General features: G+C 70.8%; 17 protein-coding genes. 11 read left to right on the forward strand and 6 right to left on the reverse strand.

Going from position 1 to position 17,844, the window contains the following annotated elements; genetic code table 11:
• Positions 1-443: 443 nt before the first annotated feature.
• Together EG812_RS21870 and EG812_RS21875 are read right to left on the reverse strand one after the other, a co-directional pair.
• Positions 444-1,007, reverse strand: a complete 564-nt coding sequence (locus tag EG812_RS21870; RefSeq protein WP_013730866.1) for a YbjQ family protein — start codon at positions 1,005-1,007, stop codon at positions 444-446.
• 27 nt (positions 1,008-1,034) lie between these two features.
• Positions 1,035-1,715, reverse strand: a complete 681-nt coding sequence (locus EG812_RS21875; protein ID WP_013730867.1) for a S1 family peptidase — start codon at positions 1,713-1,715, stop codon at positions 1,035-1,037.
• A 447-nt stretch (positions 1,716-2,162) separates the two neighbouring features.
• On the opposite strand from EG812_RS21875, the gene purS reads away from it, so the two are divergent.
• From purS to EG812_RS21895, 4 genes are all read left to right on the forward strand, one after another.
• On the forward strand, positions 2,163-2,426 hold the full coding sequence (purS, locus tag EG812_RS21880) for a phosphoribosylformylglycinamidine synthase subunit PurS (protein ID WP_013730868.1): 264 nt from the start codon (positions 2,163-2,165) through the stop codon (positions 2,424-2,426).
• The gene (gene purQ / locus EG812_RS21885) at positions 2,423-3,106 is read left to right on the forward strand and encodes a phosphoribosylformylglycinamidine synthase subunit PurQ (protein ID WP_013730869.1); all 684 of its coding nucleotides are present in this window, start codon (positions 2,423-2,425) and stop codon (positions 3,104-3,106) included. The genes purS and purQ overlap by 4 nt, the downstream gene beginning before the upstream one ends.
• A 67-nt stretch (positions 3,107-3,173) precedes the next feature.
• Positions 3,174-5,894 carry a phosphoribosylformylglycinamidine synthase subunit PurL gene (purL, locus tag EG812_RS21890; RefSeq protein WP_126712625.1) on the forward strand — a complete coding sequence of 907 codons (2,721 nt, stop codon included), beginning with the start codon at positions 3,174-3,176 and terminating at the stop codon, positions 5,892-5,894.
• Between the two features lie 4 nt (positions 5,895-5,898).
• Positions 5,899-6,657, forward strand: coding sequence for a 2-phosphosulfolactate phosphatase (locus tag EG812_RS21895; protein WP_126712626.1), 759 nt, complete (start codon positions 5,899-5,901; stop codon positions 6,655-6,657).
• 99 nt (positions 6,658-6,756) lie between these two features.
• Here the strand turns inward: EG812_RS21895 and EG812_RS21900 are convergent, their stop codons facing one another.
• Positions 6,757-8,754 carry a carboxypeptidase-like regulatory domain-containing protein gene (locus tag EG812_RS21900; protein WP_013730872.1) on the reverse strand — a complete coding sequence of 666 codons (1,998 nt, stop codon included), beginning with the start codon at positions 8,752-8,754 and terminating at the stop codon, positions 6,757-6,759.
• A gap of 525 nt (positions 8,755-9,279) precedes the next feature.
• Between EG812_RS21900 and EG812_RS21905 the strand changes: the two genes are divergently transcribed.
• The 5 genes from EG812_RS21905 to amcA all read left to right on the forward strand — a co-directional run bounded on the left by EG812_RS21905 (position 9,280) and on the right by amcA (position 14,056).
• On the forward strand, positions 9,280-9,600 hold the full coding sequence (locus tag EG812_RS21905; RefSeq protein ID WP_126712743.1) for a sterol carrier family protein: 321 nt from the start codon (positions 9,280-9,282) through the stop codon (positions 9,598-9,600).
• Between the two features lie 159 nt (positions 9,601-9,759).
• A complete protein-coding gene (purF, locus tag EG812_RS21910; RefSeq protein ID WP_013730874.1) occupies positions 9,760-11,361 on the forward strand; it encodes an amidophosphoribosyltransferase in 1,602 nt (533 codons plus the stop codon).
• A 60-nt stretch (positions 11,362-11,421) separates the two neighbouring features.
• Positions 11,422-12,576: a phosphoribosylformylglycinamidine cyclo-ligase gene (gene purM / locus EG812_RS21915; protein WP_126712627.1), complete on the forward strand. Its 1,155-nt coding sequence runs from the start codon at positions 11,422-11,424 to the stop codon at positions 12,574-12,576.
• Between the two features lie 168 nt (positions 12,577-12,744).
• Positions 12,745-13,851 carry a cyclophane-forming radical SAM peptide maturase AmcB gene (amcB, locus tag EG812_RS21920; RefSeq protein ID WP_286047851.1) on the forward strand — a complete coding sequence of 369 codons (1,107 nt, stop codon included), beginning with the start codon at positions 12,745-12,747 and terminating at the stop codon, positions 13,849-13,851.
• Positions 13,820-14,056 carry a multiple cyclophane-containing RiPP AmcA gene (gene amcA / locus EG812_RS21925; protein WP_126712629.1) on the forward strand — a complete coding sequence of 79 codons (237 nt, stop codon included), beginning with the start codon at positions 13,820-13,822 and terminating at the stop codon, positions 14,054-14,056. Before amcB ends, amcA begins: the two co-directional genes overlap by 32 nt.
• A gap of 140 nt (positions 14,057-14,196) precedes the next feature.
• On the opposite strand, the gene EG812_RS21930 is transcribed toward amcA, so the two are convergent.
• Together EG812_RS21930 and EG812_RS21935 are read right to left on the reverse strand one after the other, a co-directional pair.
• Positions 14,197-14,409, reverse strand: a complete 213-nt coding sequence (locus tag EG812_RS21930) for a DUF3073 domain-containing protein (RefSeq protein ID WP_043719245.1) — start codon at positions 14,407-14,409, stop codon at positions 14,197-14,199.
• 294 nt (positions 14,410-14,703) lie between these two features.
• On the reverse strand, positions 14,704-15,786 hold the full coding sequence (locus EG812_RS21935) for a Glu/Leu/Phe/Val family dehydrogenase (RefSeq protein ID WP_126712630.1): 1,083 nt from the start codon (positions 15,784-15,786) through the stop codon (positions 14,704-14,706).
• Positions 15,787-15,988: 202 nt separating this feature from the next.
• Between EG812_RS21935 and EG812_RS21940 the strand changes: the two genes are divergently transcribed.
• Together EG812_RS21940 and EG812_RS21945 are read left to right on the forward strand one after the other, a co-directional pair.
• Positions 15,989-16,828 (forward strand): DUF8083 family protein, encoded by an 840-nt coding sequence (locus tag EG812_RS21940; protein ID WP_013730880.1) that lies wholly within the window; start codon positions 15,989-15,991, stop codon positions 16,826-16,828.
• Positions 16,829-17,104: 276 nt separating this feature from the next.
• Positions 17,105-17,314 carry a BldC family transcriptional regulator gene (locus EG812_RS21945; protein ID WP_007073996.1) on the forward strand — a complete coding sequence of 70 codons (210 nt, stop codon included), beginning with the start codon at positions 17,105-17,107 and terminating at the stop codon, positions 17,312-17,314.
• 95 nt (positions 17,315-17,409) lie between these two features.
• Here the strand turns inward: EG812_RS21945 and EG812_RS21950 are convergent, their stop codons facing one another.
• Positions 17,410-17,796 carry a PPOX class F420-dependent oxidoreductase gene (locus EG812_RS21950; protein WP_126712631.1) on the reverse strand — a complete coding sequence of 129 codons (387 nt, stop codon included), beginning with the start codon at positions 17,794-17,796 and terminating at the stop codon, positions 17,410-17,412.
• Positions 17,797-17,844: the final 48 nt, after the last annotated feature.

Raw genomic sequence — 17,844 nt, forward strand, 5'->3', positions numbered from 1 at the left:
CCCTCCACCCCCCCCCCCCCCCCCCCCCCCCCCCCCCCCCCCCCCCCCCCCCCCCCCCCCCCCCCCTCCCACCCCCTCCCCTCCCACCCCCTCCCCTCCCACCCCCGCCCCGCGCACCCAGCCCCGCGCGCCGATCTTGCACTTTCTGTCGCGACATCAACGGATGAAAGCCACATAGCGGCGACCCAAAGTGCAAGATCGGCGCGGGCTGCATCGTGTGGGCAGGGGTGAGGGCGCCATCGCGGGCAGGGCTGCGAACAAGGCGAGCGACGGCACTGCCTGCGCACGCGCATTCCCTGTGCGCACGCCCTCCCAGAGCGCTGATCTTGCACCTTCTGTCAGGGCATAAGCGAGTGAAAGCCGCAAAACGGCGACCGAAAGTGCAAGATCGGCGTCGGCGTGGGCGTGGGCGTGGGCGGGGGCAGTGGGCGTAGGGGCGTGGGTTAGCTGTCGCGGGTGGGGGTTTCGGCGGCGGTGCGGAGGTTGGGGGCGCTTGCGGGTTCGGCGATGCCGCCGGGAGTGCTGGCGAAGGACGGGTCGTTGGCGGTTTCGGCGGCGATGAGTGGCTGGTCGGGGGGCATGACGTCGGGGACCTTGGGTGCCACGATCACGGCGGTGCCGTAGGCGCAGATCTCCATCCACATCTCGCCGCAGTCGCGGCTGTCGAACCGCATCCCCACCACGGCGTTCGCGCCGAGCCGGCGGGCCTCTTCGCCGAGCCGGGCCACCGAGTCGGTACGCCACCGGGTGAGGTTGTCCGGCGCCATCGGGTCGTACGCGCCACCGCGCAGGTTCTTCACGCCCTCGCGGTACGGGTTGCGGGTCCTGGCCATCGAGGAGACCACCTCGCCGAGGATCTGGCGGATCTCGTAGCCGGGAAGTTGATCCGTCGTCACGACCAGCACGTTTTCGATGCTGGCAGCCGCCGACGCCCGGCAACGTGAGCCGCGTTCACCTGCTCGGATGCTGAAAAACAGCGCGGCGCGGACGGCGGGCGCGTTGCCCACCTTCCGCGCCGCATCGGACGCTTTCGGTCAGACACCGGCCACCGAGGTGATCCAGGCCCGGTTGAAGGCGACACTGCCGTAGTTCTGGATGCTCTGGCCGTCGGCGGTGGAGGCGACGCCGACCTGGGCGCCGTTGTAGAACTGCGGGCCGCCCGAGTCGCCCCGCCAGGCGTTGCCGTTGATCCGGGTGCTGCGGATCGCCTGCCCGCCGTACGCGTCGGTGACGTTGGTGCTGGTCACCCGGACCGAGGCGGTCTTCAGCTGGGGAGAAGCCCCGCAGCCGCTGTAGCAGGTCATGCCCCAGCCGTAGATCGTGTTGGTCGAGTTGACCGGCGGGTTGCTGTTGGCCAGCGTGACGTAGCTGGTGCTCACCGAGCTGGACAGGCGCATCAGGGCCAGGTCGTAGCGGCCGTAGGTGGCGCTGACGGTGCGGGTGACGCCGCCGGAGCCGTAGTAGACGCTGCCGACCCGCACGGACATGGTGCCGCCGAGGCAGTGCCGGGCGGTCAGCACCCACTGCGGGGCGATGATCGTGCCGGAGCAGGTGAACGAGCCGTTGCTGAACACCGCCGCGGCCCACGGCGCGGAGGAGACGGTTCCGCCGCCGATGATGTACGGGCCGACGGGCGCGGCGACAGCGCCGGAGCTGGCGCCGAGCACGCCGGCCAGGGCTGTGGCGAGGACCGCGAGCAGGGATCGGATGCGCATCGGTAGGGCTCCTTCGGGGATCGCGGGACCCGGGTGGCCGGGTCGACCTGCGGCGACGGGCGGGGGGTGGTCCGTCACCGCGACACCGATAAATCGACGTCTGACGATGTACCGTAGGGCTGGGTGAGGTGTTTCACAAGAGGTTCATTCAAACAAGTAGATGTAACAGTCGGATTTCCCGATGTCGGGCCCAGTCGTGCTCGGTGTCCACCTTCGGCCAGGACCTACCGACCCGTGCGTTACGCGACCCGCCGGGAGATCGGGCAACAATGCCGTATCGGGACAGCAACGAACCCGTATCGTTCTCGACAGGGCCAGGCGGGTGGCCGCGAGCCGCGCCTCGACGCCCTCCCACCGGTGCGTCCGGTGCGACATCTGCCAGGTAGGCTGGCTGCGCTCGCCCGTTGTGGGTCGGCACCCAACTGCGTACACAGTCAGGAGTGCCCAGTGCCTCGCGTCGTCGTCGACGTCATGCTCAAGCCCGAGATCCTCGATCCGCAGGGCCAGGCCGTCGCAAACGCGCTGCCCCGGCTCGGTGTCAACGATGTCGCCTCGGTGCGGATCGGTCGGCGCATCGAGATCGATTTCACCGGTGAACCGGACCTGGACCGGGCCCGGGAGATCGCCGACAAGCTGCTCGCCAACCCGGTCATCGAGGACTTCACCGTCCACCTGGTCGAGGCCGACGAGCCCGCGGAAGCCCGGTCGTGACCGCGCGGGTCGGAGTGGTGACCTTCCCCGGCTCGCTCGACGACGGGGACGCCGCTCGGGCTGTCCGGATCGCGGGCGCCCAGCCCGTACGCCTCTGGCACGGTGACCCGGAGCTGCACGGGGTGGACGCGGTCGTCCTGCCCGGCGGCTTCTCCTACGGTGACTACCTGCGCTGCGGGGCCATCGCCCGGTTCGCCCCGGTGATGGAGACCATCGTCGACGCCGCTGCCGGCGGCCTGCCCGTGCTCGGCATCTGCAACGGCTTCCAGATCCTCTGCGAGGCCCACCTGCTGCCCGGTGCGCTCACCCGCAACCAGCACCTGCACTTCCGCAACCGCGACCAGATCCTGCGCATCGAGTCGGCGGGCACCGCCTGGACGAACGCCTTCCAGCCCGGCCAGGAGGTGCTGATCCCGGTCAAGAACGGCGAAGGTTGCTACGTCGCCGACCCCGCGACGCTTGACGCCCTCGAAGCCGAGGGTCGGGTCGTCGCCCGTTATGTCGGCGTCAACCCGAACGGTTCTCAGCGGGACATCGCGGCCATCACCAACCCGGCCGGCAACGTGGTCGGCATCATGCCGCATCCCGAGCACGCGGTGGAGGCGCTCACCGGCCCCTCCCTCGACGGCCTCGGCTTCTTCACCTCGGTGCTCAAGCACCTGGTGGGGGCGCCGGCGTGACCGTCCGCGTCGGGATCATCGGTCGGCTCACCCGCCCGTACGGCGGCGAGCGCAACGAGGAGAGGTCATGACTACGCATCCGGACCCGGTACGGGAGACCCCGGAGGCAGTCCCGGCCACGCCGGCACAGCCGGTCCAGCCATATCCGGCCGCCGCACCGGCCCGGCACGCCTCCGGGCAGGCCGACTGGGCGGACCGGGTGGACACCGTGCCGCGCGCCGAGGGCACCCCGGAGGAACTTCAGCCGTACGCCGAACTGGGGCTCCGGGACGACGAGTACGACCGCATCCGGCACATCCTGGGCCGTCGGCCCACCCAGTCCGAGCTGGCGATGTACTCGATCATGTGGAGCGAGCACTGCTCCTACAAGTCGAGCAAGGTGCACCTGCGCCAGTTCGGCGAGAAGGCCCCGCCGAGTGACCGGCTGCTCGCCGGCATCGGGGAGAACGCCGGTGTGGTGCGGGTCTCCGACGAGTTGGCGGTGACCTTCAAGGTCGAGTCGCACAACCACCCGAGCTTCGTCGAGCCGTACCAGGGCGCGGCGACAGGCGTCGGCGGCATCGTCCGGGACATCCTCGCCATGGGCGCCCGCCCGGTCGCGGTGATGGACCCGCTGCGCTTCGGCGCGGCCGACCACCCCGACACCGCCCGGGTGCTGCCCGGCGTGGTCGCCGGTGTCGGCGGGTACGGCAACTGCCTGGGCCTGCCCAACATCGGCGGCGAGGTGGTCTTCGACCCCTGCTACCAGGGCAACCCCCTGGTCAACGCGCTCTGCCTCGGCGTACTGCCGGTGAGCCGCCTGCAGAACAAGGCCGCCGTCGGCCCCGGCAACGTCGTGGTGCTGATGGGTGCCAAGACCGGCCGCGACGGCATCGGCGGTGTGTCGGTGCTGGCCAGCGCGACCTTCACCGAGGGCAGCGAGCAGCGCCGCCCCTCCGTGCAGGTCGGTGACCCGTTCACCGAGAAGCTGCTGATCGAGGCCTGCCTGGAGCTGTACGACGCCGAACTCGTCGCCGGCATCCAGGACCTCGGCGGTGCCGGGCTCACCTGCGCGCTCACCGAGACCGCCGCGGCGGCCGGCACGGGCATGCGGGTCTGGCTGGAGCGGGTGCCGCTGCGCGAGCCGTCGATGGACCCGCACGAGATCCTGGCCAGCGAGTCCCAGGAGCGGATGCTGCTGGTCGTCGAGCCGGCCAAGCTCGAGACCGTCCTCAAGACCTGCGAGAAGTGGGGCGTGCTCGCCACCGCGATCGGCGAGGTCACCGCTCCGGAGCCGGACGGCCAGCCGGGTCGACTGCTGATCACCTGGCGGGACCAGCTGGTGGTCGACGTGCCGCCGGGTTCGCTGGTGGACGACGGTCCGGTCTACGCCCGCCCGATGCGGGAGCCGGCCGACCTGATCCTGCTCCAGGCCGACCGGGCCGAGACGCTGCCCCGGCCGAGCGACCCGGACGCGCTGCGCGAGACCGTGCTGCGCATGATCGCCTCGCCGAACCTGTGCGACAAGACCTGGGTCACCGAGCAGTACGACCGCTACGTGCTGGGCAACACCGTGCTCGCCCAGCCGGAGGACTCCGGCGTGATCCGGATCGACGAGCGGACCGGCCTGGGCGTGGCGCTCTCGGTCGACGGTAACGGCCGGTACGCCCGGCTCGACCCGTACCACGGTGCCAAGTTGGCGCTGGCCGAGGCGTACCGCAACGTGGTGGTCACCGGGGCGACGCCGATCGCGGTCACCGACTGCCTGAACTTCGGCTCCCCCGAGGACCCGGGCGTGATGTGGCAGTTCGCCGAGGCGGTCCGCGGTCTCGCCGACGGCTGCGCGGAGCTGGGCATCCCCGTCACCGGTGGAAACGTCAGCTTCTACAACCAGACCGGGGCGGCGGCGATCCACCCGACGCCGGTGGTCGGTGTGCTCGGCGTTCTGGAGAACGTCGCCGAGCGGGTGGCGATGGGCTTCGTCCCGCGGCCCAGCGGCGACCACGACCAGCTCTTCCTGCTCGGTGAGACGCACGTGGAGCTCTCCGGCTCGGAATGGGCCTGGGTGGCCCACCAGCACCTCGGTGGCGTACCCCCGCACGTCGACCTGGCCCGGGAGAAGCGGCTCGGCGAGCTGCTGGCCGCCGCCGCGCGGGTCGGCCACGTCAGCTCGGCGCACGACCTCTCCGATGGTGGCCTCGCGCAGAGCCTGGTGGAGTCCTGCCTGCGCTACGGCGTCGGGGCGCGGATCGCGGTGCCGGAGCGCTTCGAGGGCAACTCGATGCCCTTCGTCTTCCTGTTCAGCGAGTCCGCCGGTCGGGTGCTGGTCTCGGTGCCTCGCGGCCACGAGAAGGCGTTCACCGCGCTCTGCGCCGAGCACGGCGTGCCGTGGGAGCTCATCGGCGTCACCGATTCCACGGGCGGCGCGCTGGAGGTGCACGGCCAGTTCCGCATCGGCCTGGACGAGCTGCGGGAGGCGCACAGTGCCACGCTGCCGGCACTGTTCGGTGGCGTGCAGCCGGTCGAGTTGACGGCGCAGGACAGCGTGGTCGAGGCCGCGCCGGTGGACGCGGTCGAGGCGCCGGTCGAGGCTGACCCGGTACCGTCGGTCGAGGACGCCGACCCGGTTCCCTCGGTCGAGGACGCCGACCCGCACGCGGAGGTTGCTGTGCCGGTGTCCGACGGCGTCGAGTCGCCCGAGGACGACCGGCCGGTCGAGCGGGCGGCACCGCCGGTCCGCCAGCAGCCGATCGAGCAGGACACCGCAACCGACGCACCACAGGAGCAGCCCTCCGCCGACGAGCGCTGAGGCGTTGGCCGAGTCCGTTCACGCCCAATCCGGTTCCGGGGCCCGGTTCGACTGGGGCCTCGCGGGGGCGGCGGAACTCGGCCGCGTCTGCGCGGTGCTGGTGGTGGTGGACGTGCTGTCGTTCACCACCACCGTCGAGGTGGCGGTCGGGCGCGGAATGCGCGTCCACCCGTTCCCCTGGGGAGAACAGGCCGCCGAGTACGCGCGCCGGGTCGGTGCCGTGCCCGCCGCCGGGCGTCGGCAGGTCACGCCGGAACATCCGTGGTCGCTGTCGCCGGCCGCGCTGAGCCGGGCACCTGTCGTCTCCGACCTGGTGCTCCCCTCCCCGAACGGTTCGGCGATCAGTGCGGCCGCCAGCGCCACCGGCGTACCGGTGGTCGCGGGCAACCTGCGTAACGCGCGCGCCGTCGGGCGCTGGCTGCTGACCCAGGGGTACGGCTCGACAGACGAACCGATCGGTGTGATCGCCGCCGGTGAACAATGGCCGGACGGCTCGCTGCGCCCGTCGGTGGAGGATCAGCTCGGTGCGGCGAGCGTGCTGGACGCGCTGTCCGGGGTTCCCGGCGGCCTCTCCGTCGAAGCGGCCGTGGCACTTGCGGCGCTGGCCAGCATCCCGGACGTACCTGCGGCGATCCGGGGCTCCGTGTCGGGCCGTGAACTGATCGGGGGCGGCTTCGCCGAGGACGTCGAGATCGCCGTACGGGTCGACAGTTCGGCAGTGGTGCCACTGCTGCGGCAGGGCGTCTTCACACCCGCCGCCTGACGGGCCAGGCCCGCCCGACGGCATACACACGGAACGGGCGACCCCCTCGCGGTAGGTCGCCCGTCACACGTTGTTCTTTACGCCTGCCCCGGGGCTGGTTCAGTCGTCCAGCCAGTCGAGCCGGCGTCCGCGCTCCGTGGGGCTGCCGTCCGGTCGGCCACGGCCGGCCTGTGCCGGGTCGCTGCCGTACGCACCGCCCTGCTCGTAGCCGTTGTCGTAGCCTCCGCGCTGGCGCGGCGGCTCCTGGCCGTACCCGCCGGTGTTCTGGTCGTAGCCACCGTCGTAACCGCTGCGCTGCTGCGGGGGCTCCTGCCCGCCGTAGCCGCCGCCGTAGCCGGCCTGGCCGTAGCGGCCGGGATCGTCGTACCCGCCGGTCTGGCCGTAGCCGGCTGCGGATTGTCCGTACCCACCGGTCTGCGGCGGGTAGCCACCCGTCGGCTCGGCCGCCTGCCCGTAACCGCCGGCCGGCTCACTCTGGCCGTAACCGCCGGTCGGCTCGCTCTGGCCGTAACCGCCTACGGGATCGGTCCGACCGTAGCTGCCGGTCGTCTCGCCCTGGCCGTAACCGCCGGCGGGCGTGCTCGGGGAGTATCCGCCGGTCGGCGCGCCCTGCCCGTAGCCGGTGGCGGGCTCACTCTGCCCGTACCCGCTGCCGTTGCCGTAGCTGCCGGTCGGCTCGCCCCGGTTGTAGTCCCGATCAGCCGAACCGTAACCACCGGTCGACCCGCCCTGGCCGTAGCCGCCAGGCTGCTCGGCCTGCCCGTACCCACCAGCGGGCGCACCCTGGCCGTAGCCACCGGTCGGTTCGCTCTGGCCGTAGCCACCGGTGGGTTCGCCCCGGCCGTAGCCGGCCGGCTCGGAACTGCCGTAGCCCTTGCCCGCCTCGGGCTCGTACAACCCGGTCGCGTACGGGTCGGCGGGCGCCGGGTAGCGGGTCTCGTCGCCGGTGTAGCGGCCGGTCGGCTCGTCGTACCGCTCGCCGTAGCCGGCTGCGCCACCGGCCGGCGGGTAGTCGGCCCCGGCGCTGCCTGCGCCGTAGTCACGGCCGCCGTAGCCCGCCCCCGACGAGGGGCTGGTGCCGTAGCCGCTGCCGGACGACGGCGCGTTGCCGTAACCGGATGCGCCGTAGCCGCCGGGCTCGTCGCCGTAACCACCGCCCGACCAGGCCTGCGCGGCACCGGGCGCAGCGCCGTAGGGCGGTGCGGGCGGCGCGCCGTACGGGTCCGGAGGAACGTCGTCGACGATCGGCTGGTGCATCATCGTCGGCGCGTTGCTGATCCCGGCACCGGCGACCATGGTCGGGTCGGGAGTGTTGCCGACCCGGCTGACCACGCGGGTCTGGTCGTCCGCGCCGGCGAAGGAGCCTCGTGCCGCCGGAACCGCGCCAGCGGGGGCACCGGCCGGTGCATCCCCGTCGACCTCGGCGTCGTCGTTCTCCTTGCGCTTCATCCAGAGCAGCACGATCGTGCCGACACCAACGGCCACGAAGAGGCCACCGAGCAGGACCAGCAGCCAGTTGCCGAAGCCGCCGGAGTCCTCGTTGCTGGCCTGGGCCGGAGGCGCCGCGGACTCGGCCGGCGCCTCGTCCACCTCGTCGGCGAGCTCGTCGTCGAACGGGTCCTCCGTCGGCACCGCCGATTCGCTGGCGGTGGGGGTCGGAGTCGGGCTGTTCGAGGCCTGGATCGCGAGCGTGATCCGCTGCCCGGTGACGCTCTGACCCGCGTTCGCCGTGAAGCTCACGACCTCGCGGACGCTGTTCGCGCTCGCGCCGAGGTCGATCCGGCCCGGAGCGATGGGCCGCTCGCTGGTGCCGGTGAAGCGGAAGTTGCCGTCGGAGTTCGCGTTGGTCTCGTACTGCTTGCCCGCGCTGTCCTTGAGCAGGACGTACGCGTTCGGCACCCCGTCACCGGCCTGGTTGACCACCTTGCCGGAAATCGACCGCACCGTCTGCGGCGCCTGCGTGGTCGGCGGCGGGTTGGGCCCACGCACCGTGACTTCGCGCTGGGCGCCGCCGGATTCGCCGCCGATGGTGGCACTGATCTGTACATTGCCGGACTTCGTGTCACCGGCAGCGACGTTGCCCGCCACGAGGGTCACGCTGTAGCTCTGTGACCGACCGCGGCCGATCTCCTCGGTGAAGTCGCATCGACCGTCACACGTGAGTTCACCAAAAGACGTGCTGACCCTGATGTTGACCGCGTCGCCCTCGGGTGGGATTTCTATTGGGTTTGCATTCGTTACGCGGAATGAGAGAGTCGCTCGCTGGCCTGGACTGAGAGTGCCGGACGATAGGCCGGTGATCTGTACCTGCGGCTCCGCGGCGAGGGCGGGTGTGGCGGGGACGGCGAGCAGGGCACCCACAACCAGCGCCACGACCACACCGGCCCGCTTTTGCCAGGCTCGTCGGTGTGTTGACACGTCCACCGCCTTCCGGACTGACTTTCCGTGGCCGGGCGGGGTGCCGGGCCGGGGGAACATCACGGTACGAATACGCCGTCGGCAACTATGCCTTGTCGGGGCGGATCGGCGCGACCCAGGGCCAGCGTCGCGCGCGGCGAGGAGAGGCCGTATCGTCCCGTCGTGTCCTCTCCGTACGATAAGTCCGCCGCAGTGGCGGCGGCGATGGCGGCGCTCGATGAGGGCCGCGCGCCCGAACGGTCGGTCCTGCGGGTGGCGGTCAGGGCCCTGTTGACCACCCTCGCGGACCGCACCCCCGGCCGATCGGTGGAGGTGCGTGTCCCACCTTACGGTGCAGTTCAGTGTGTTCCGGGGCCGCGACACACCCGCGGTACGCCACCGAACACTGTCGAGATGGATCCGGAAACCTGGCTCGCATTGGCGACCGGGCGACTCGAATGGACCCAGGCGGTCACGGAGGGTCGCGTACGGGCGAGCGGGACGCGGGCCGACCTCTCCCCGTACCTGCCCCTCGAACTGGAGTGACGCGTGTTTCAGCTGACCTAAAGCGGTGACAACGTGACTGTATGTGCCGACTCGGATTCGCGTACACTGTCAGGCGACAGTGTGGTCCCGGCCGATCAGCGCGGAGCAGGCCCTTCGGCTTCCGCGAGGCCAGTCCAGACCAGCAAGAGGGAGCGGCAGGTGCCCCGAGGCGACGGCCGGCTGAGCCACGACCTTGATCCCCAACGACCCGGCCCGCAGGACGCTTGTGGCGTCTTCGGTGTCTGGGCGCCGGAGGAAGAGGTTGCCAACCTGACCTATTTCGGGCTGTACGCGTTGCAGCACCGGGGGCAGGAGGCGGCCGGCATAGCGGTAAGTGACGGCTCTGGCGTGGTGGTTTACAAGGATCTCGGTCTGGTGGCCCAGGTCTTCGACGAGCCGACGCTGGCCAGTCTGCGCGGCCATGTCGCGATCGGCCACACCCGTTACTCGACGACCGGCGGGTCGACCTGGGAGAACGCCCAGCCGACCATCCGTGCCACCAGCTCCGGCACGACCATCGCGCTGGCGCACAACGGCAACCTGGTCAACACCGCCGAGTTGCAGCGCGAGGTGACCGACCGCGGCCTGACCGCGGACGGTTCGACGAACGACACCTCGCTGGTGACCGCGCTGCTGGCGAGTCGACCGGATCTCTCCGTCGAGGCGGCCGCGCTGGAGGTGCTGCCGCAGTTGCGCGGTGCGTTCAGCTTCGTGTTCATGGACGAGACCACCCTCTACGCCGCGCGGGACCCGCACGGCGTACGCCCGCTGGTGCTCGGCCGGCTGGAGCGGGGCTGGGTGGTGGCCAGCGAGACGGCGGCGCTGGACATCGTGGGTGCCAGCGTGGTCCGTGAGGTCGAGCCCGGCGAGCTGATCGCGATCGACGCCGAAGGGCTGCGGTCCAGCCGGTTCGCCGCCCCGGAGCCCAAGGGCTGCCTCTTCGAGTACGTCTACATCGCCCGCCCGGACGCCACCATCGCCGGTCGTAACGTGCACGCGGCCCGGGTGCAGATCGGCCGGCAGCTGGCCAAGGAACACCCGGTCGAGGCCGATCTGGTCATCCCGGTGCCGGAGTCGGGCACCCCGGCGGCGATCGGCTACGCCGAGGAGTCCGGCATCACCTACGGCGCCGGCCTGATGAAGAACCCGTACGTCGGGCGCACCTTCATCCAACCGTCGCAGACCCTGCGTCAGCTGGGCATCCGACTCAAGCTCAACCCGCTGCGGCAGAACGTACGCGGCAAGCGCCTGGTCGTGGTGGACGACTCCATCGTCCGCGGCAACACCCAGCGCGCGATCGTCCGGATGCTCCGTGAGGCCGGCGCGCTGGAGGTGCACGTCCGCATCTCCTCTCCGCCGGTGTCCTGGCCGTGCTTCTACGGCATCGACTTCGCCACCCGCGCCGAACTGCTCGCCAACGGTCTCGACAACGAGGGCATCCGGCGCTCCATCGGTGCGGACACCCTCGGTTACGTCTCGCTGCCCGGCCTGATCGCCGCGACCGAGCAACCGAAGACCCGCCTGTGCCGGGCGTGTTTCGACGGGGAGTATCCGATCGACCTTCCCGTCGGCAACCTGATCGGCAAGCACGTCCTCGAAGGAATCGGCCGTCGGGTCGCCCACAACTCGGACGACAGTGATTCCGCCGAGCAGCCCGTCCCTCCGCTCGTCGCCGCTGCGGGAGCTGACGACGATCTCAACCGGTCGCGTCGCGCGTCGCGCTCCGACCTGAAGATCTCGGCGACCACAAACCGCCCGTAGCATCGCCCGGCTGCGGTCGGTCACCGTCGACCGCCGCCGAGAACCACAAAGGGGAGAACCGTGACGCACGTGTCCGAGCGCAGCGGCGCAGGAAGCAGCCCGAGCGGCGCTGGCAACGACCGCCAGCCCTGGACTGCCGGCAGCGGCCGCCAGGCTCGCAAACGTTCCGTCTCGTACGCGGACGCCGGCGTGTCGATCGAGGCGGGTGACCGCGCGGTCGAGTTGCTGAAGTCGAAGGTGAAGGAGACCCGCCGGCCGGAGGTGATGGGCGACCTCGGCGGCTTCGCGGGCCTGTTCCGGCTGGACACCACGAAGTACAAGAACCCGATCCTGGCGTCGTCCACCGACGGTGTCGGCACGAAGCTGGTGATCGCCCAGCAGATGGACATCCACGACACGGTCGGCATCGACCTGGTCGCGATGGTCGTCGACGACCTCGTGGCCTGCGGCGCCGAGCCGCTGTTCCTGCTCGACTACATCGCCACCGGCGAGGTGGTGCCGGACAAGGTCGCCGAGATCGGTGCCGGCATCGCCGACGGCTGCCGCTACGCCGGCTGCGCGCTGCTCGGCGGCGAGACGGCCGAGCACCCGGGCGTGTTGCGCCCCGACGAGTACGACATCTCCGCCACCGGTGTCGGTGTGGTGGAGGAGAGCGAGATCCTCAGCTCCGATCGGGTCGAGGTGGGCGACGTGGTGATCGCCATGCGCTCGTCCGGTCTGCACTCGAACGGGTACTCCCTGGTGCGGCACGTGCTGCTCGGCGCGGGGCGGATGCGGCTGGACGTGGTCATCGACGACTTCGGCCGGCAGCGCACGCTCGGCGAGGAGTTGCTCACGCCGACCAAGATCTACGCCAAGGACTGCCTCAAGCTGATCGCCGAGGCCGAGGTGCGGGCGCTGGCCCACGTCACCGGCGGCGGCATCCCTGGCAACCTGGTGCGGATCCTGCCCGAGAACGTGGACGCGGTGGTCAACCGCTCCACCTGGCGGCCGCAGCCGATCTTCGACCTGATCCAGTCCAAGGGGCGGATCGAGGACCCGGAGATGGACGCGACCTTCAACATGGGCGTGGGCATGTTCGCCATCGTCTCGGCCGAGGACGCCGACCGGGCGCTGGCCACGTTGACCGGCCGGGGCGTCGACGCCTGGCAGGTGGGCGAGATCATCGAGGGCACCGGCGAGGTGCAGATGGTCGGTCAGCACACCCGCGGGTGACGTGAGCTGAGCTCACGGCCACCTGATCCGGGCTTCACCCGAGTGGCCATCGCGGCCTAGCCTGAAGGGCACCCTCAACGCTGTGGGCATGCCCTGCCGGGGTGTGCCCGGCAGCCTTCAACTGTTACGAGGAGGGCGATGGCTGCACCGGGACGGTCACTGCATGGGATGCGCGGCATGGCTGCCGTCCCGTCGTACGTCGTGATGCAGCCCACCACGCTCTGCAACCTCGATTGCGCCTACTGCTACCTGCCGTTTCGGGCGGCCGACCGACGGATGTCGGTCGCCGTGGCGGAGGCGGTGGCCGCCTCGGTGAACCCCTGGGCGGCGTCGGCGCGCTTCTCCGTGGTCTGGCACGGCGGTGAGCCGCTCACCGCCGGCCGGGAGCAGTTGGCGGAGCTGATGGCGCCGTTCGGCCCGGAGGTGGAGCACCACGTCCAGACCAACGCCACGTTGATCGACGACGCCTGGTGCGAGTTCTTCGTGGCGCATCGCATGCGGGTGAGCGTGAGCGTGGACGGCCCCCGGGAGCGCAACGGCGACCGGGTCACCCGGTCGGGCCGGCCCGCGTACGACCGGATCGTTCGTGGGGTGGCGGCGTTGCGCCGGCACGACCTGCCCTTCTCGGCGCTCGCGGTGGTCAACGATCCGGCACCCGGCCGGGCGGCGGAGCTGTACGACTACTGCCTCGACCTGGGCTGCGAGGTGCTCGGGGTGAACATCGAGGAGACCGAGGGCGTCAACACCCGGACCAACGCCCACGACCCGGCCGTGGTGACCGGGTTCTGGGCCGAACTCGTGGCCGCCTGGCGTCGGCAGCCGCGGATCCATCTGCGTGAGGTCGAGTGGTCGCTGCGGTACGCCGCGGCCGTGCTGGACGGCACCGCCGATGATCTTCTGCCGCGCCGCCTCGACCCGATCCCGACCATCGCGTACGACGGCTCGGTCGTGGTGCTCTCGCCCGAGCTGGCCGGCTTCACCGACCCTCGCTACGGCGATTTCAGCAGCGGAAACGTGCTTGCCACCCCGCTGCACGCGATCCTCGCCGACGCGGCGGAGCACACCGCCTGGGTGGGTGAGTTCCTGACCGGGGTGGAGGCGTGCCGCTCGTCGTGCCCCTACTTCGGCTTCTGTGGCGGAGGCCACGCTGCGAACCGTTACTTCGAGCTGGGGCGTTTCGACGGTACGGAGACCGAGCACTGCCGCAACAGCAAGATCCGCCTACTGGAGGGAGTGTTGGAGCATGCCCGAAACCACCAGTCACCGGGAGCCTGAGCGAGTGACGGACGAGGGACCCGACCAGGTCGCCTCCCGGGTGCGGGAGGCCGCCACCGGGCTCGCTGCGCTGCTGCACGAGGCCGAAGTCGCGCGACAGTCACGGGCAGAGGTGGCGGGTGGCGACGGCGCCAGCGCGGTCTGCGCCTGGAACCACTTCGAGAACATCCCGACGTTCTACAACTGGAACAACCGGCCACGCTGACCGGGCTGAACCAAGGGCCCGCCACACTGCCAGAGGGTGTCCGGGCGTGGCAGGCCCTTGGATCGTCGGGTGTTACGCCGCCTAGCGGGCACATACGTGAGCACGCGGGGAGTTACCGCGTGCTCAGATGTGACCGGGGGTCAGCGGGTCGGACGTACCCACTTGTCCGGGTCGTCCTCGGCATGGTCCTCGTCATCGTCGACGTACTCTTGGTAGTCGTCGTCGAAGTTGCGGTCCGACTTACCGCCGCCGCCGAGTTCTCGCTGCAAGGCGGCGAGGTCGGTGTTCGGGGAGTGGTACTTCAACTCCCGCGCCACCTTTGTCTGCTTGGCCTTAGCACGGCCGCGCCCCATGGCTCGACCCCCTCGCACAGAATGCGGGGCAGCCCGAAGGCGGGCCCCGATGACGTCAGGCATCTCTCGTGGCTCTTACGGTACATGGGGATGCCACCGTTCGGCACCTCGGGTTACCGTCGACCGCCACCGCGCGTTGCGGTCGTGCGGTCGTCACCCATTGTACCCGGTAAGGAGCGATGCCGGGAACGGTCGTGACACGGGGTGAAACCTCACGAATGCGTCGTATCCTCAGCTTAGCCGGGAACGACGGTCGAGGGCGGGACCAACGGCCCCGCCCTCGCCGGTGAGTCGTCAGCGCAGGTGAATCGCGCGCAGTCGGCCGATCTCGGCCATCCGCCGCTCGGCCAGCCGGTCGGCCGCCACCGCCGGCGGGACGCCGTCGGCGTCGGCGAGCCGGAGGATCTCCCGGGTGGTGTCGTAGATCCGGGTGGCGCGCAACTTGGCCCGCTCGAAGTCGAAGCCCTCGATCTCGTCGGCGACCTGGATCACACCGCCGGCGTTCACCACGTAGTCCGGCGCGTAGAGGATGCCCCGGTCGGCCAGCAGCTTCTCGACGCCCGGGTGGGCGAGCTGGTTGTTGGCCGCGCCGGCGATCACCTTCGCGCGCAACGCCGCCACCGTGTCGTCGTTCAACGCGCCGCCGAGCGCGCACGGGGCGTACACGTCGATGTCGGCGGCGACCAGCGCGGAGACGTCGTCGAGGAGCGAGACCTGCGGGTGGGTCGTCCGGGCCCACTCCAGTGCCTGCGGGCTGACGTCTGTCGCGACCACCTCGGCGCCGTCCTCCACCAGGTGGCCGACCAGATACTTGCCGACCTTGCCCAGGCCCGCGACGCCGACCCGTCGGCCGTGCAGCGTCGGCACTCCCCAGACGTGCTCGGCCGCGGCCCGCATGCCCTGGAAGACGCCCCAGGCGGTGAGAATGGAGGAGTCGCCCGCACCGCCGTGCTCGACGCTGCGGCCGGTGACGTACCGGGTCTCGCGGGCGATCACGTCCATGTCCGGTACGTAGGTGCCCACGTCGCAGGCGGTGTAGTAGCGCCCGCCCAGCGACTCCACGAAGCGGCCGTACGCGCGCAGCAGCGCCTCGGTCTTGATCTGCGCCGGATCGCCCCAGATGACCGCCTTGCCGCCGCCCAGGTCCAGACCTGCGAGGGCGTTCTTGTACGCCATGCCGCGAGACAGGTCGAGGACGTCCGCGAGGGCCTCCTCCTCGCTGGCGTACGGGTAGAAGCGGGTGCCACCGAGCGCGGGGCCCAGCGCGGTGGAGTAGATGCCGATGATCGCCTTCAGGCCGGTCTGCTTGTCCTGGCAGAACACGACCTGCTCGTGGCCGGTGGATTCCGGGTCGTCGGTGCTGGCGAATACGCCCATGACTGGCTCCTGTGTCGGTGGGCGCCCTTGTGGGACGCGGACCTGGTCTACTGCCGGCGGGGATGCTGCCGGTGTAGCGAGCCTAGTATCGGCTGACCTCGGGCTGCTTGCGCGAGCACCTCGTCCCGTCCAGCGGGCACCCATTCACGGCCACGATGACGCCGAGCAACGCTCGGCCTGCGATTCGTGGGAGGATCGCGCCGTGCCGTCGCTCTTCGCTTCATACCTGCGCGTGTACGAGCCGTTGACCGCCTTCGACCGGGACCGCCAGGCGTACTGGCGGCGCTACGTCGAGCAGGGGCGGGCAGTGGCGCCGGTGGAAGGGCCGGGCCGGCAGCGGACCTCGGTGATCGAGGCGCTCGGCGCCGGCTGGACCCGGCTGCCCGACCTGCCCGAGGAGGCGTACGTCCTGGAGACGGACGAGACGCTGCTGGTGTGCCCGTGGAACCTGCGGATCAGGGTGGCCGAGGCGGCGTTGAGCGCGCGCGACGGCGTGCCGCCGGTGCTGGCCGACGCGTTCGTCCCGCCGGTGCTGGCCGGGCAGGCCAAGGCGGTGGTGGAGGACTGGCGCAGCGGCGCCCGGGTGCTGGAGCGCGGCGTGCCCCGGGTGCACGAGCAGGTCGCCACCTGGGGGGTGCCGCTGCGCTGGTTCGTGCTGTTCGAGGCGGAGGAGCGGCAGCACGTGACCGCGCCGGGGCGTCGGGCGCTGCGGTTCCGGACGGAGATCTCCAAGGCGCGGCGTCGTTCCTCGCGGGCCCTGTCGGTGCTGCGCAAGTCGATCGGGGACGCCCCGATCACCGAGGCGGTCGAGGAGGCAGCCCGGTGGTTGGAGGAGTTCCACCCGGGTTCGGTGGTCGAGTTGGACTACGGCGGCCTGGTCGAGTTGCTCTCGGACGAGACACTGGCGGACGACGACTCGCCGGAGCTGGTCGCGGCGGGGCTGGCCGGGCTGTCCCAGGGCGAGGCGGAGGAGGCGTCCGCAGCGTACGACAAGCTGGTCGCCCGGTGGCGCGCCGTGCAACTTTTGGAGCGGTGCAACTAGCCCGGCGTGCCGGGGCAATTAGTGGGGCATTGTCCATCAATGTCGGGCCACAACACGAGGCTCCTTCGTAGTTGATGCATCACGAACCGTGATCATGAGTCCGAATAAGGTGGCTTCTGGCGTGTAAAAGTCCTATATATCGGGCATGGTTCATCCGTCCGTCTAGGGACGTTCGGCCGTTCGGCCCATGTCGGACATCGGGGACTAGCCGGACCATGGGAGACGCGTCGGCCGGCGGGACCCCGGCCGATGTCTATACATGTGGAGGAGTGACCGATGGCATCGCGAACGCACGAACCAGAGCCGCTACTTACACCGGCCGAGGTGGCGTCGATGTTCCGTGTCGACCCGAAGACGGTGACCCGTTGGGCGAAGGCTGGCAAGTTGAGTGCCATCCGGACCCTGGGCGGCCACCGTCGCTACCGGGAGTCGGAGGTCAGGGCATTGCTGCAGGGTCAGATCCCGCAGCAGCGCCAGGGGGACTGACTGCACGACGGATAACAGAGCTGAGCGCAAGGGCGGCGGATCGTCAGATCCGCCGCCCTTGCGGCGTGTCAGGGCAGGCAGCCCGCCCGGTCCGGTCAGCTCGGGTCGGTCAGTTCGAGCCGGATGCCGACCGTCCCGCCCTGCCCGCGACGCAGCCGGCTGCCGAGCAGGGTCAGCCGGCCGATCATCCGGTACTTCTGCTTGATCAGGCCGCGGATGTGCTCGGTCGCGCCCGGGTCGTAGAGGGTCGCCCGGGCCGGTACCGCCGCGCCGTGCGGCCGGCCACGGACGTCGCACGGCGCCACCGTGACCTCTCCGCTGCGCCGGATCCGCTTCACCTTGCCGGCGTCCGACGCGGTCCACACCGCCAGGGCGTCGCCGTCGCGAACCGCCCAGACCGGGGTGGGCACCGCTCGGCCGTCCTTGCGGAAGGTCGTGAGGAGGATGTACTTCTCCGCCGCGAGGCGGTCCAACGTGGTCACCCCCTCAGCGTACGGGCGCGGACGGGCAATGAGCAGGCCGATAGCGTG

The organism is Verrucosispora sp. FIM060022 (assembly GCF_003977705.1).
Lineage (GTDB): Bacteria > Actinomycetota > Actinomycetes > Mycobacteriales > Micromonosporaceae > Micromonospora > Micromonospora gifhornensis.

What these genes read in the sequence shown, in the direction of transcription:
- EG812_RS21930 (WP_043719245.1), bottom strand. Translation starts at nt 14,409, where the DNA reads ATGGGGCGCGGCCGTGCTAAGGCCAAGCAGACAAAGGTGGCGCGGGAG.
- amcA (WP_126712629.1), top strand. Translation starts at nt 13,820, where the DNA reads ATGCCCGAAACCACCAGTCACCGGGAGCCTGAGCGAGTGACGGACGAG.
- EG812_RS21945 (WP_007073996.1), top strand. Translation starts at nt 17,105, where the DNA reads ATGGCATCGCGAACGCACGAACCAGAGCCGCTACTTACACCGGCCGAG.
- EG812_RS21905 (WP_126712743.1), top strand. Translation starts at nt 9,280, where the DNA reads ATGGCGGCGCTCGATGAGGGCCGCGCGCCCGAACGGTCGGTCCTGCGG.
- EG812_RS21875 (WP_013730867.1), bottom strand. Translation starts at nt 1,715, where the DNA reads ATGCGCATCCGATCCCTGCTCGCGGTCCTCGCCACAGCCCTGGCCGGC.
- EG812_RS21935 (WP_126712630.1), bottom strand. Translation starts at nt 15,786, where the DNA reads ATGGGCGTATTCGCCAGCACCGACGACCCGGAATCCACCGGCCACGAG.
- amcB (WP_286047851.1), top strand. Translation starts at nt 12,745, where the DNA reads ATGCGCGGCATGGCTGCCGTCCCGTCGTACGTCGTGATGCAGCCCACC.
- purL (WP_126712625.1), top strand. Translation starts at nt 3,174, where the DNA reads ATGACTACGCATCCGGACCCGGTACGGGAGACCCCGGAGGCAGTCCCG.